Annotated in this window: 12 protein-coding genes and 1 tRNA gene; 11 read left to right on the top strand and 2 right to left on the bottom strand. The window is 66.3% G+C overall.

The annotated features are described in order from the left end of the window. Positions 1–60 precede the first annotated feature (60 nt). From BUB39_RS22240 to BUB39_RS22190, 11 genes are all read left to right on the top strand, one after another. Positions 61–669, top strand: a complete 609-nt coding sequence (locus tag BUB39_RS22240) for a thiamine pyrophosphate-dependent enzyme (RefSeq protein WP_073058088.1) — start codon at positions 61–63, stop codon at positions 667–669. Then, positions 669–2234, top strand: coding sequence for a GMC family oxidoreductase (locus BUB39_RS22235; protein ID WP_073058086.1), 1566 nt, complete (start codon positions 669–671; stop codon positions 2232–2234). The genes BUB39_RS22240 and BUB39_RS22235 overlap by 1 nt, the downstream gene beginning before the upstream one ends. A gap of 195 nt (positions 2235–2429) precedes the next feature. Further along, positions 2430–3803 (top strand): amidohydrolase family protein, encoded by a 1374-nt coding sequence (locus BUB39_RS22230; protein ID WP_073058084.1) that lies wholly within the window; start codon positions 2430–2432, stop codon positions 3801–3803. 18 nt (positions 3804–3821) lie between these two features. Beyond that, positions 3822–4691: an aromatic ring-hydroxylating oxygenase subunit alpha gene (locus BUB39_RS22225; RefSeq protein WP_073058082.1), complete on the top strand. Its 870-nt coding sequence runs from the start codon at positions 3822–3824 to the stop codon at positions 4689–4691. A gap of 2 nt (positions 4692–4693) precedes the next feature. After that, positions 4694–7834, top strand: coding sequence for a molybdopterin cofactor-binding domain-containing protein (locus BUB39_RS22220; protein WP_073058081.1), 3141 nt, complete (start codon positions 4694–4696; stop codon positions 7832–7834). Then, positions 7803–8342 (top strand): (2Fe-2S)-binding protein, encoded by a 540-nt coding sequence (locus BUB39_RS22215; protein WP_244540348.1) that lies wholly within the window; start codon positions 7803–7805, stop codon positions 8340–8342. The genes BUB39_RS22220 and BUB39_RS22215 overlap by 32 nt, the downstream gene beginning before the upstream one ends. Then, positions 8339–9841 (top strand): aldehyde dehydrogenase family protein, encoded by a 1503-nt coding sequence (locus BUB39_RS22210; protein WP_073058080.1) that lies wholly within the window; start codon positions 8339–8341, stop codon positions 9839–9841. The genes BUB39_RS22215 and BUB39_RS22210 overlap by 4 nt, the downstream gene beginning before the upstream one ends. Further along, positions 9841–10761 (top strand): lipid kinase YegS, encoded by a 921-nt coding sequence (gene yegS, locus BUB39_RS22205; RefSeq protein ID WP_073058079.1) that lies wholly within the window; start codon positions 9841–9843, stop codon positions 10759–10761. The genes BUB39_RS22210 and yegS overlap by 1 nt, the downstream gene beginning before the upstream one ends. Positions 10762–10825: 64 nt before the next feature. Further along, a complete protein-coding gene (locus BUB39_RS22200; protein ID WP_073058278.1) occupies positions 10826–11356 on the top strand; it encodes a gluconokinase in 531 nt (176 codons plus the stop codon). Between the two features lie 95 nt (positions 11357–11451). Then, positions 11452–12273, top strand: a complete 822-nt coding sequence (locus BUB39_RS22195) for a universal stress protein (protein ID WP_073058078.1) — start codon at positions 11452–11454, stop codon at positions 12271–12273. A 195-nt stretch (positions 12274–12468) separates the two neighbouring features. Then, positions 12469–12615, top strand: a complete 147-nt coding sequence (locus tag BUB39_RS22190; RefSeq protein WP_073058077.1) for a DUF1127 domain-containing protein — start codon at positions 12469–12471, stop codon at positions 12613–12615. A gap of 228 nt (positions 12616–12843) precedes the next feature. Here BUB39_RS22190 and BUB39_RS22185 read toward each other — a convergent pair whose 3' ends face one another. Both BUB39_RS22185 and BUB39_RS22180 read right to left on the bottom strand, forming a co-directional pair. Then, positions 12844–13260 carry a hypothetical protein gene (locus BUB39_RS22185; RefSeq protein WP_139251578.1) on the bottom strand — a complete coding sequence of 139 codons (417 nt, stop codon included), beginning with the start codon at positions 13258–13260 and terminating at the stop codon, positions 12844–12846. Between the two features lie 48 nt (positions 13261–13308). Continuing rightward, a tRNA-Glu gene (locus tag BUB39_RS22180) sits at positions 13309–13383 on the bottom strand. Between the last annotated feature and the right edge of the window lie 46 nt (positions 13384–13429).

Here is a 13429-nt window from a genome sequence, read left to right as displayed (position 1 = left end):
GATCTGCATGAACATGCTCGCGGCGCGTGCAGCCATTGCCCTCGGCGGGAGCGTCGTTCGATGAAGCGCTATGACTGCATGAAGGCGCTGGCCGCCCGGCTCGACAATGAACTGGTGATCCTCTCGCTCGGCGCCAGCGTCGACGAATGGTATAACGCGGCCCCGCATATGCGCGCCGCGAGCCTCTTCCAGCAGCAGCTCGGCTGCGTCACGCCGGAGGCTTTCGGTCTCGCCGTCGGCCTGCCGCATCGGCGCATCGTCTCGCTCGATACCGATGGCGGCATGATGTTCAATCTCGGCATCCTCGCCACCGTGGGCAACGAGCAGCCGAAGAACCTCTTCATCGTTGTCTGGGACAACGAGATGTACCAGTCGATCGGCGGTCCGCCGACGCATACCGCCTCCGGCCGCGTCGACATCGCCGCGATCGCCCGCGGCGCCGGCATCGACGCGGCGCACACGGCCCGGACGATCGATGAGTTCGACGCCCATTGCGCGGCCGGCCTTGCGGCGGACACTCCCTATCTCGTCGTCGCCAAGGTTTCAGGCACCGTGCAGCCAGATATCAAGCGCAAGCATTCGGACGGGCGCGAGGACAAATACATCTTCGTTCGGCATGTCGAGGCGAGCGAAGGCATCACCATCATGGGGCCGAGCGAGCACAACTGATGGCCTATGCCCGCGCCGCCTCCGAGCTCCAACCCGCCTATGACTTCATTGTCCTTGGCGGCGGCTCGGGCGGCTCGGTCATGGCGCGCCGCCTGACAGACGCGGGCGCAACGGTCCTGCTGATCGAGGCCGGGCCGCTGGATCTCGGCGTCGCCGCGATCGAGGATCCGACGAAATGGGTCAGCCTGACGCGTGGGCCTTATGACTGGGGCTATGACTATGCCCCGACGGCGCATGTCCGCGGCCGCGTCATCGGCATACCGCGCGGCAAGGTGCTGGGCGGCTCGTCATCGATCAACGCGATGATGTGGTATCGCGGCCATCCATCCGATTACGACGCCTGGGAAGCGGTGGGCGCGACCGGCTGGAACTTCGCGAGCTGCCTGCCCTATTTCAAGCGCTGCGAGGACTGGGAGGACGGCGAGACCGACCTTCGCGGCGCCAGCGGACCGCTGCGCATCGAGCGCAGCGCCGATCCGCATCCGGTGGCGATCGCCCTGCGCGATGGCGCCATCGAACTCGGCGTCCCTCCGGTCGATGATCCGAACGGCCCGATCAACGAAGGCGCGACGCTCTCCAACTTCAATATCGCCGCCGGCACGCGCTGGAGTTCCGCGCGCGGCTATCTGCACCCTGTCGCCGATCGCGACAATCTCACGATCCTGACCGGCTCGCTCGCGATCACGCTCGGCTTCGAGAGCAACCGTTGCGTGTCCATCTCCCACATCGTCGACGGCGCCCCGATCACGACGCGCGCCCATAAAGAGATCATCCTCGCCCTCGGCGCCATCGATACGCCGCGTCTCCTGCTGAATTCCGGCATCGGCGACCCCGACGACCTTCAGCGCCTAAGCATCCCTGTGAGCGTGCCCCTGCCGGGCGTCGGCAAGAACCTGCAGGATCACCCACTGGTCCGCGCGGTGAACTTCCGCGCCAAGGCACCGCTCGCGCCGATGCGCGACAATGGCGGCGGCTCGATGATCAACTGGAAAAGCCGTCCCGACCTCGAAAAGCCTGATCTACACGCCTTCTGCATCCAGGGCCGCAGCGCCGTCCCCGAGATCGCGGCGGCGCACGATCTTTCGGGCGACGTCTTCGCGGTCGCCCCCGGCCTGATGGGGTCGAAGAGCATCGGCTATCTGAAATTGCTCGAGGCCGGACCGGGCGGACGCATCGAGGTCCAGCCGAACTATCTCGCCGAGCAGGACGATCTCGATGCGCTGGTCGCCGGCGTCGAATTCGTGATGGACCTTGCCGGCACCAACGCCTTTGCCGATCTCTTTGCCGGCTATGCAGCGCCTGCCGGACGGCTCAGCCGGGCCGAGACGGAGGTGTTCGTCCGCAACGCCTGCTCGACATTCTTTCATACCTGCGGCACCGCGAAGATGGGCACCGACGCGAACGCCGTCGTCGACCCATCATTGCAGGTACATGGTCTCGAAGGCCTCAGCATCGCCGACGCCTCGGTGATCCCGCTGATCCCGACCTGCAACACTCATGCGCCCGTAACGATGATCGCCGAGCGGGCGGCGGACCTCGTGCTGGCGAGGGCTGCGAATGTCTAGAGCCCTTCAGGGCTTGGCCGAAGGCAAGGCTGTGTCATTGCCGGGCTTGACCCGGCAATCCAGACTTCCTTCCAGCATCGGATCGGCCCGCGCCTTGCAGGCAAGGCTGGATCGCCGGGTCAAGCCCGGCAATGACAGGCGGATAGGCTTCCGGCCGATCCCTGTCTCAAACCATAACCGGACCCGGGGGGCCTCATGACCGATACGATCTACGCCGCTGACTTCCTGATCACCATGGATGCCGAGAATCGCAGCATCCCGGATGGCGCGATCCTCGTTTCCGGCAAAACCATCGCTGCAGTCGGTACGGCCGGTGAACTGACCAAAGCCCATCCTGATGCGGCGGTGGTCCGCCTCGAGGACCGGCTGCTGATGCCCGGTCTCGTCAACGCCCACATGCATTCCGGCTTGTTGCGCGGCACGGCGGAACATCTCCCGGTCTGGGACTGGCTGACGCTGCATATCAATCCGATGCACCGCGTGCTGAACGCCGAGGAAGCCGAGGTTGCCTCGCTGCTCTGCTATGCAGAGAGCGTCCTCGGCGGCACGACGACATTGGTCGACATGTGGCGTTTCATGGATGGCAGCGCCCGCGCCGCGCAAACGATCGGCAATCGCCTCGTTGCGGTGCCTTATGTCGGCGCCCATCCCGACTACGACTATTTCGAAAGCCTCGACGACAACGAGCGCACCATCGCGGACTGGCACGGCAAGGCCGGTGGCCGCGTCAATGTCTGGGTCGGCCTCGAACATCTCTTCTATGCCGACGAGGCCGGCCAGCAGCGCGCCATCGAGATGGCGAAGCGCTACAAGACCGGCTTCCACACGCATTGCTCGGAATCGAATATCGAGGCGGCCGAGTTCGACAAGCGCTACGGCAAGCGCGCGATGTTCGTGCTCGATGAACTCGGCTTCTTCGAGACCCCGCGCGCCATGATCGCGCATGCCGTCTGGCTCGACGAAAGCGAGATCGACCTGATCGGCCGGCGCGGCGTCTCGGTCGCGCACAATCCGGTTTCTAACATGAAGCTCGCCAGCGGCATCGCTTCGGTCGAGGCGATGCTGGCCGCCGGCGTCGCGGTCGGCATCGGCACCGACGGCGAGAAGGAGAACAACAATCTCGACATGTTCGAGGAGATGAAGGTTGCCTCATTGCTCGGCAAACTGAAGGGCCTCGACGCTGCGGCGCTCGACAGCTGGCCGGTGCTGCGCATGGGCACGATCACCGGCGCCAAGGCGATCGGCCTCGACCAGGAGATCGGCTCGCTGGAAGTCGGCAAGAAGGCCGATTTCATCGCCGTGCGCACCGATACGCCGCGCATGACGCCACTGTTCGGCACGGGCGAATATTTCAATCTCCAGCACAATCTCGTCCATGCCGTGCGCGGCGGCGATGTCGACATGACCGTCATCGACGGCGAGGTGGTGGTCGAGAACGGCACGCTCAAGACGGCGGATATCAAGGAGTTGATCGCCCGCGCCCATAGTGTCGCGCCCGGCCTCTTCGCCCGTCGCAAGGCCTGGCTTGCCGAGAACGCCGAAGGCTCGAAGCAGTGGACGAAAGCCTGACAACGGCGAGGAACGGACATGACCCGCACCACGGATCGCGTCGCACTGGACGATTGGTACGCCGTCGAAACATCGGCTGAGCTAGGCGCAGTGGCCATGCGAAACCGGCTGCTCGGCCAGGACATCGTCAGCCGTCGCCTTTCCGACGGAGCACCCGAGATCCGCGAGGTGCAGGAAGACGGAGCGCTCGGCCCGCCGCTTCCTGTCGCCGAGCGTTATGGCTGCGTCTGGACCTCGCTCGGGACGCCGGTGCGGGCTATCGTCGAGATCCCCGAGGCCGCAGAACCGGACCGCCGCTTCGTGCCCTGCGGCTGGGTCAAGATGCGCGCATCCGGCCTCCGGATTGTCGAGAACTTCCTCGACATGGCGCATTTTCCCTTTGTTCACACCGACATCCTCGGCGCCGAGCCTTATACCGAGGTGCCGCACTACCAGTCCGAAATCAGGCGCGATGTCGACGAGGTCTGGGCGACGAACTGTACCTTTTTCCAGCCTCGCATCGCCGCGACCGAGGACAAGGGCGATTTCGTCCACCTGACCTATCGCGTCCCCTCGCCCTTCATCGTGATGCTCTATCGCGTCTGCCCGACATCGCCGAACCGGCTTGACGCGATCGCCCTGTTTATTCAGCCGATCGAGGAAGACCTCTGCCGTGCCCAGCCGGTGATGTATCTCGTCGACAGCCTCTCCACGCAGACGGCGCTACTGCGCTTCGAGCAGGTGATCTTCCTGCAGGACCGCATCATCGTCGAGAACCAGCGCCCGCTGCTGCTTCCGCTCGAACCGCGCGCCGAAATCCCGACGCGTGCGGACTCCTCTTCGATCGCCTATCGACGCTGGCTGAAGGAGAAGGGCATCCGCTACGGCACGACGAACCGGGCCGCCTGACGATGCGCGTCGTGACACCGGCAACGATTGCGGACGCCGCCGGCCTTCTCGCCGAGCCGGGCAGCCGCGCGATTGCCGGCGGCACATTAATCCAGCTCGGCTGGGCACGGGGCGAGGCCAAGCCCGAACGCCTCGTCGATCTCTCGCGCCTCGGTCTTTCCACCATCGACGTCGAGGGCAGCGCGCTTCGCATCGGCGCCACGACGCAGCTCGCGGCGATCGAGCGCGATATGCGCGTTTTGGACGGATGGCCACTGCTCGCCGAGGCCATCCGGGCCGTCGCGGCGGCGCCAGTGCGAAACCTTGCGACCATCGGCGGCAATATCGCCGGCGGCGTCGGCTGTCTCTGGCCGGCGCTTGTTGCGCTGGGCGCATCAATCGAGGTGCTGGCGAGCGATGACGTCTCCACACGGCCGATCCTCGATTGGTTCAATCTCTCCCCCGGCGCACTGCTGCTCTCGATCCAGATCAGGCCGATGCCCGCAGAGGCGCGCTTTGTCACGCGCAAGACCGGCCTTCGCGCCGCTTTCACACCGAGCATCATCGGCGTCGCAGCCGTAGCGCCCGTTGAAAGCGGTGTTTTCGGCGCGCCGATCATCGCCGCGGGCGGCGGCATCACCCGGCCGCAGCGTCTCATCGCGAGCGAGGCTTTCCTCGCCGGCAAGTCCGTCGACGGCATGGACTGGACGGCGTTCCGCGCGATTGCCGCAGCCGATATTGCAACGCAGTCCGATGCCTTCCGTAGCGCGCGCTATCGCCGGTCCGTCGCTGCCAATGCGCTCGCGGCTGGCCTCGGCAGTGAAGCGGCACCTCCGGCAAGGCATCCCGCCTCGATGCGGCGGCCGGTGCCGCCGGGCGGCACACATGGCAGCATAACGGTCTCGCATGAAGCCCTCGCCGGCAGCTGGGCAGTTCGCCCCGATATCAGCGCGAAGGTGTCAGGCAAGCTCACCTACCTGACCGACCGGCGCAGCTCTGACATGCTGGTCGGGCGCATCCTGCGGGCCGGCATTCCCCACGCGCTCATCCGCTCGATCGACACCAGCGCGGCGGAGGCTCTGGCAGGCGTCGTAGCGGTCGTCACCGCCGCCGATATCCAGGGGCTCAACGCGTTCGGCATCGTCGAGCCGGATCAGCCAGCGCTCTGCTTCGACAAGGTTCGCCACGCCGGCGATCCGGTCGCCGCCGTCGCAGCGATTGACGCCGAAACGGCGGCGCGGGCGCTCGCCCTCATCCGCGTCGACTACCAACCGCTGCCGCTGGTCGACAGCTTCGATGCGGCAATGGCGGCGGGTGCGCCGGCAATCCATGCGGGCGGCAATCTCCGGCTTGAGCTCAATCATCGGCGCGGCGACGTCGACGCTGCCTTCGCCCGCGCCGCGCATGTCGTCGAGGATGTGTACGTGACGCCGCGCCAGATGCACGGTTTCATGGAAACAGAGGGCGGCGCCGTCATCCCCGAAGCCGATGGCACGCTGACGGTCGCGGTCGGCGGACAGCATGGCTCGCGCGACCGTTTCCAGCTGTCCCGCATCCTCGGCCTGCCCGAGGACAGAATCCGCGTCATCACCTCGCCGACCGGCGGTGCCTTCGGTGGCAAGGACGAACTCACGGTGCAGCCGGCCATGGCGCTTCTGGCGCTGAAAACGGGAAGACCGATCCGTCTGCAGCTTGATCGCGCTGAGTCGATTATCGCCGGAATCCGGCGAAATCCGATGACAATCCGTATGAAAACGGCATGCGACGAAAATGGCATGCTGATCGCGCAACAGGTCGATGTCACGTCGGAGTGCGGCGCCTATGCCTCGCTCAGTCCGGCCGTACTGGAGACCGCGCTCGAACATGTCGCCGGCCCTTATCGGATCGACAACATCGTCAGCCGCGGTCGGCTCGCCTACACCAACAACGGCGTCTGCGGCGCCTTTCGCGGTTTCGGCGCCAACCAGATGGTGTTCGCGATCGAGAGCCAGATGAACCGCCTCGCAATACTTGCCGGCCTCGACCCGGTCGAGATTCGCAGGCGCAATCTGCGCGCGCCCGGCGACCCCGGCTTTTTCGGCCATCCGGTCGCCCCGACCGAGCGCCTGTCGGAAATGCTCGACCAGGCGGCGCTGAACCCGCTCTGGCAGGCGCCGCGCGGCCGCGATGACAAAGGTCGCCTCATCGGCACCGGCATGGCGCTGCACCACCAGGGCACTGGCCTCGGCTCGCTGCCGCCCGATCCCGGCGGCGGGCGCCTCGCCTTTCGCGCAGATGGCCGGATCGAGGCCGCCTTCGGTCTCGACGAGATGGGCCAGGGCGTCATGCCGGCGATCGAGGCCGCCGTTTCCGCCGCGCTCGGCTGCGCGCGGAGCGATGTCCTTCCCGTCGTCGGCGATACGGCGCTCACCCCGGAATCCGGCTCGACCACCGCGGCGCGCGGCACCTATGTCATCTGGCGGACGGCACAGGAAGCGGGGAAGCCCTTCGCCGCCGCGCTCTGCGCGCTCGCCGCGAAGAAGCTCGGCCGGCCCGCGGAGCAACTGGCACTCGCGCCCGGCGGCATTCGCGACGCGGGCTCGAACAGCGGCGCGCTGCTCATGAGCTTTGCCGAACTCGCCCGCGGCCTGACGGAGGATGAGCGCCCGCGCGAAACCTTGGCCTTCCACTTCCCGACCGCCGACTACAAGGATGGCAATGCCCGCTATGTCTTCTGCTTCGGTGCCGCGGTGGTCCGCGTCGCCGTCGATCCTGTGACGGGCATGGTGAGCGTGCTCGATCTTGACCAGCACGTCGCCGCCGGCCCGATCGTCGATCCTGCGGCCTATCTCGGCCAGATCGAAGGCGGCGGCGGACAGGGACTCGGCTTTACGCTGACAGAAGACGCTCTGATGCAGGGCGGCGCCTATGTGACTGCCAACCTCGACACCTATATGCTGCCCTCGATCCGCGACGCGCCGGAGCACATGCGGGTCACGGCGCTGGAGGATCTCGATGACGGCGATCCGCACGGGCCGCGCGGCGTCGGCGAGATCGGCATTGGCGCGGTCACGCCGGCTATCGCGGCAGCCATTGCCGACGCCATCGGCCATTATGCGGCCGTCACGCCGATCCGGCCCGAGGACATTCTCGATGCGCTCGCAGGGCTTGCTGATGATCGCTGAATGGGAACATCCGAAGGTCTGCTTCACGGTCGATGGCGAGGCCGTGACCGTCCGCGGCGCGCTGGATCGCCGGCTCGTCGATATCCTGCGCGAAGACTGCGGGCACACAGGCGTCAAGCGCGGCTGCGATATTGGCCGTTGCGGCGCCTGCATGGTGCTTGTCGACGGCGCTGCCACGAATGCCTGCCTCTTGATGGCCTTTCAGGCAGACGGAACCGCGATTACCACGCCTGCAGGTCTCGATGCGATGCCCGCAGCCCAGATCGTCCGCGAGGCGCTGGTCGAGGAGGTTGCGTTCCAATGCGGCTATTGCGCACCCGGGTTTGTGATGTCGCTCACGGCGCTTTTCCTCCGCGACGAAGCCCCGGCGCGGGAAGCGATCTTGACGGCTCTTGAAGGCAATATCTGCCGTTGTACCGGCTATCATTCGATCCTGCGCGGCGCTGAGCGCGCCGCGCGGAAATTCGCCGCGCTCAGGAATGGTGCGGCAGAAGGACAGACTCCATGACCATCCATGTCGTCCCGCTGGCTCCGTCGAGCGAGGGCGCGCGCGCCTTTCTCGGCGGCCGCAAGAAACTGCTGATCGACGGTGCCTGGGTCGAGCCCACAGGCGGCGCATCTTTCGCCAGCATCGATCCGGCGACGGGGGCAACGCTGGCCGAGATTGCGGAAGGCACCGCCGCCGATGTCGACGCGGCCGTCGCGAGCGCCCGCCGCGCCTTCGAAAGCGACGTCTGGCGCGGCATGAGCCCAACCGATCGGGGACGGCTTCTCTTCCGCATCGCCGATCTGATCGAGGCGAACGCCGACGCCATGGCCGAAATCGAGACGCTCGACCAGGGAAAGTCCTTCCGCACCGCGCGTTTTGGCGAGATTCCAGGCGCTGTCGCCCAGTTCCGCTATTATGGCGGCTTCGCCAACAAGATCCTCGGCGAGACGATCCCGACCTCGATCGGCTATCAGCCGCCCGGCAAGAGGCTCTTCGCCTATACGCTGCGCGAACCGGTCGGCGTCGTCGCGGCGATCACGCCGTGGAACTCTCCGCTGCTGATGGCCTCGATGAAGCTGGCGCCTGCGCTTGCCGCCGGCTGCACCGTCGTGCTGAAACCGGCCGAGGACACCTCGCTCACCGCGCTCCGGCTTGGCGAACTGCTGATCGAGGCGGGCCTGCCGGCGGGTGTGGTCAATATCGTCACCGGCCATGGCCGCACCGTCGGCGCGGCGCTCGCGAACCATCCCGACGTCGACAAGATCGCCTTCACCGGCTCGACACTCACCGGCAAGGCGCTGCTCGACGCAGCCAAGACCAACCTCAAGCGGCTGACGCTGGAGCTCGGCGGCAAATCGCCGGCGATCGTGCTCGCCGACGCGGACCTCGGTCTCGCGGTTCCCGGCACGGCGCGCGGCATCTTCGCCAATGGTGGCCAAGTCTGCGTCGCCGGCTCGCGCATTTATGCCGCGCGGCCTATCTATGACCAGTTCGTTGAGCGCCTGGCTGAAGAGGCGGGCAAGCTGCGCCTCGGCCATGGCCTTGATCCGAATGTCGATCTCGGGCCGCTTGTCAGCCGACGCCAGGCCGATCGCGTCGCCGCCTATGTCGATGGCGGCCGCACGGACGGCGCAGAAGTCCTCGTCGGCGGCGAGCAGGACGGCACATTCTACCGGCCGACCGTCGTGGTGAACACGCGGCCGGACATGGCTTTGATGCGCGAAGAGATCTTCGGACCCGTCGTCGCCGTGACGCCGTTCGACGATGTCGGCGAAGTCCTCGCGCTCGCCAATGACAGCCGTTATGGCCTTGCCGCCAGTGTCTGGACGGAGAGCCTTTCCGCCGCCCATCGCATGGCGGCTGCTCTGCGCGCCGGAACCGTCTGGATCAACTGCCACTCCTATTTTTCGCCAGAACTGCCAAAGGGTGGTCACAAGGAATCGGGCTGGGGCTATGAGAATGGTCCCCAGGGGCTCGAGAATTATCTCGAGACGAAAACCGTCTGCGCGGTGATCTGATGCATCTTCGACTGATCGTCCATGGCAAGGTCGCCCGCGAGGCGCGCGTGCATGACGCTGTCGATGCCGTGCGCGCCGACGGCCATGTCGTCAGCGTTCGCGTCACATTCGAGGCTGGCGACGCCGGCCGCATGGCGACGGAAGCCGTCGCCGAGGCAAAGGCCGGCAGTCTCGACGCGATCATCGCCGGCGGCGGCGACGGCACCGTCAACGAAGTCTTCGCCGCGGCGCTCAAGGCCGAGCCGCCCCCTGGCTGCTCATTCGGCGTGCTGCCGCTTGGAACCGCCAATGATTTCGCCCGCTCGGCCGACATCCCAGCCGCCGACGCCACCGCCGCGCTTCGGCTCGCCGTGACGCGTCCCGCCCGGCCCATCGATATCGGCCTCGTCGATGGACGCCCTTTCATCAATCTCCTGACCGGCGGCTTCGGCTCGCGGGTCACTGTCGAAACCGACCCGGACCTGAAGCGCAGCATCGGCGGGCTCGCTTACGTGCTGACCGGCGTTTCGCGTTTCCGTGAGCTTTCCGCCAATTCCGGAAGGATCACAGGCGAAGGTTTCGAATGGGAAGGCGCGTTCCTGGCGCTTGCCATCGGCAATGGCCGTCAGGCCGGCGGCGGCATCATGCTCTGTCCCGACGCCCTGCTCGACGATGGCGCGCTTGACCTCATGGTGCTGCCGGAGCTTCCAGCTGAAAATCGTCTCGATGCTCTGACGGGGATTCTCCTGCAGGGCGCCGTAGCCCTGCCCGGCCTGCAGGTGCGTGCGCGTAGCCCGTGGTTCGAATACCGCTCGGACAAGGAACTCTCTGTCAATCTCGACGGCGAGCCGATCAAGGCGCGCCGCTTCCGCGTCGAGTGTCGGTCGCGCGCGCTCGCCCTGCATCTCGGTGCCGCCGCTGTGGTCACGCCGCTCGATTGAAGGGTTGCGCAAAGCCGGCCTGCATCGGATGAAGGCGGATCAAAAGCCGATGCCGGGAGCGAGCATGACCACGACCACCCCCCTTCTCAAGCGCAATCTCATCGTCATGGGCGTGTCTGGGTCGGGCAAGACGACCATTGGTGAGGCACTCGCCGCGCATTTCGGCACCACGTTCCTTGAGGGCGACAAGCTGCATCCCGCCGCCAATGTCGCGAAAATGTCGGCCGGCATTCCGCTCGACGACGCCGATCGCAAGCCCTGGCTCGAGGCGATCGCCGCCCGCCTCGCTGAGAGCGACGACGGTCCTGCAGGGATCGTTGCCGCCTGCTCGTCGCTGAAGCGCAGCTATCGCACGATCCTGACCAGCGCGACGCGGCGGCGCACGACCTTCGTTTTTCTCGATGGCTCGCTGGCGCTGCTGCGCGAACGGATGAACACCCGCAAGGGCCATTTCATGCCCGCCTCCCTGCTCGACAGCCAGCTCGCGACGCTGGAAAGGCCCGGAGCGGACGAGGACGTGCTGATCATCGATCTCGATGGCGACATCGACGCCGAGCTGGCCGCCACGATCGCCAAGATCGAACGCGACGCCTAGTTCATTCACCATGGCATCCATGGCCTGCCGGGCGCCCCGTGAAGCAGCAACAGGAATTTGATAGGCTCGCCGTGGCAACGGGGACCCGACGAGACATGACATCGCCCAGATACCGGATCGCGCATCCGACCGATTTCACACCGGCCAGCGAGAGTGCCTTCGCGCATGCACTCAAGCTCGCCATCCTGCTCAAGGCGGAACTGCACATCCTGCATGTCCATCGTCTCGGCGATCCGCACTCATCCGGAGATCACGCCCCGGCGGTGCGCGAAACGCTGGCGCGCTGGGGCTTGCTCGCGGCCGACGCGCCCCGCGAAGCCGTCGAGCCGGCCACGGGCGTCGCCGTCTTCAAGGTCGATATCCGCGACCGTGACGCATCCGCCGGCGTGCAGCATTTCATCGCGCGACACGCTGTCGATCTCCTGGTGCTCGGCACGCATAGCCGCGAGGGGCTCGATCGCGTCATGCATGGCTCGGTCGCGGAGAAGATCGCCGCGCTCGCCGAGGCACCGGTCCTGCTGGTGCCTTCGGAGGTTCCGGGCTTCGTCGACAGCGAGACCGGCGCGCTGTCGCTCGGCCGCATTCTCGTGCCGGTTGCCGCCGATCCGGAGCCTGCCTATGCGCTTTCGATCCTGGCCGGGCTGACGAACGCGATCGGCCTCTCGCGCGATATCGCCGATTTCATCCATGTCGGGACCGAGCCGCCGCGCATCGTCTGGGGCGACGGTGACAAAAGCGCTGTTGTCCGTGAAGCGAAGGGCCCAATCGTAGAGACCATCCTGAATGAGGCCGACGGCGCGGGGCTCATCGTGATGCCAACGCGCAAACGCGACAGTCTCCTCGACATGCTTCGCGGCACCCATACCGAACGCGTGATGCGCCACGCCCCCTGCCCGGTACTCGCTATTCCAGCCTGATGCGGGTCGGAAGGCCTGGCGATATTGCATCGCACAATAAGTTGGGCAATCCATGCTGCTTTGCACTGGCCGCAGTTCAGCCATGCGATTTTTTGGCCTGCTCGCATGGAGGGACCGGGCCTATCTTTCAGTCAACGAGAACGGACGGACGGCAACAGCCGGCGCCCATCGAAGATCGAAAGAAAAGGTGCCGAGATGAACATCGTCAATGGCTTCAAGAACTGGCGTAAATACCGGGAAACCTACAATGAGCTTTCCCGCCTGACCAAGCGCGAGCTTGCCGATCTCGGCATCAACCGCGCCGACATCGATCAGGTCGCTCGCCGCTCCGTCGGCTACTAAGTTCAAGACTTCGCGCGGACGGTCCTCCCCCGTCCCCGCGATCTGGCAGCAAGCGAACCTCCTCCCTCGCCGGCTGCCCCTCATGAGAACGCCCGCCGATCTCCTCCCCGGCGGGCGTTTTCGCGTTCAGTGGCCAGGTTGTGCCATTGCGGTCGATCCGATAGACGCGGCTCGCGCTTCGAAGTGATCATCCCTGCCGGTGTCTGTCCGGCGGCCAGGCAAAGGACCTCACTCGCCTGCGCCGTCATTCTTGCCCGCGGCATCCTTCAGGCGTTGGATCCTCTGCCCTTCCTGCGCAGCCTCATCGGCGCCGGCGTTGGGACCTTCTGCGGCGCAGTGCGTGGTCGGCGGCGATCCACAGATGCGGCCGATTTGCGCCCAGCTCACGCAGCGGCCGTTTGGCGCGCGATAGCCCGGCCCGCCGCGGCAACCGCAGCCCTGGCACGCGTCGGCCTCATGGACCACAGCCAACACGATGACGATCGCCGCCGCCGCGGTGAGAACCACGCGGCCGGCGAAACGGGCGCAATCTGAGATGACCTCACAGCGTTCCACAAAGCAGGCTGTCACGCTGCCGGGGCTGCTGCAAGCGCGCACTCCCGCAACGGCCACACCTGGTAATGCCGCTGCCAGAGCCGACAGCATCACAACCGGCAGCAGAGCCGCGGGATAAACCGGTGTATCGAGGAAGTTTGGCGCGCCCTAGGGGAATCGAACCCCTGCTTTCGCCGTGAGAGGGCGACGTCCTGACCGCTAGACGAAGGGCGCGCGGGTCGCTTGTTCAGCGACGTTCGCGATATAGCGAACCCCTCGG

This window comes from Kaistia soli DSM 19436, from assembly GCF_900129325.1.
GTDB classification, from domain to species: Bacteria; Pseudomonadota; Alphaproteobacteria; order Rhizobiales; family Kaistiaceae; genus Kaistia; species Kaistia soli.
Note: the sequence above shows the minus strand (reverse complement) of the source record. Positions and strands in the feature narration are given on the sequence as shown.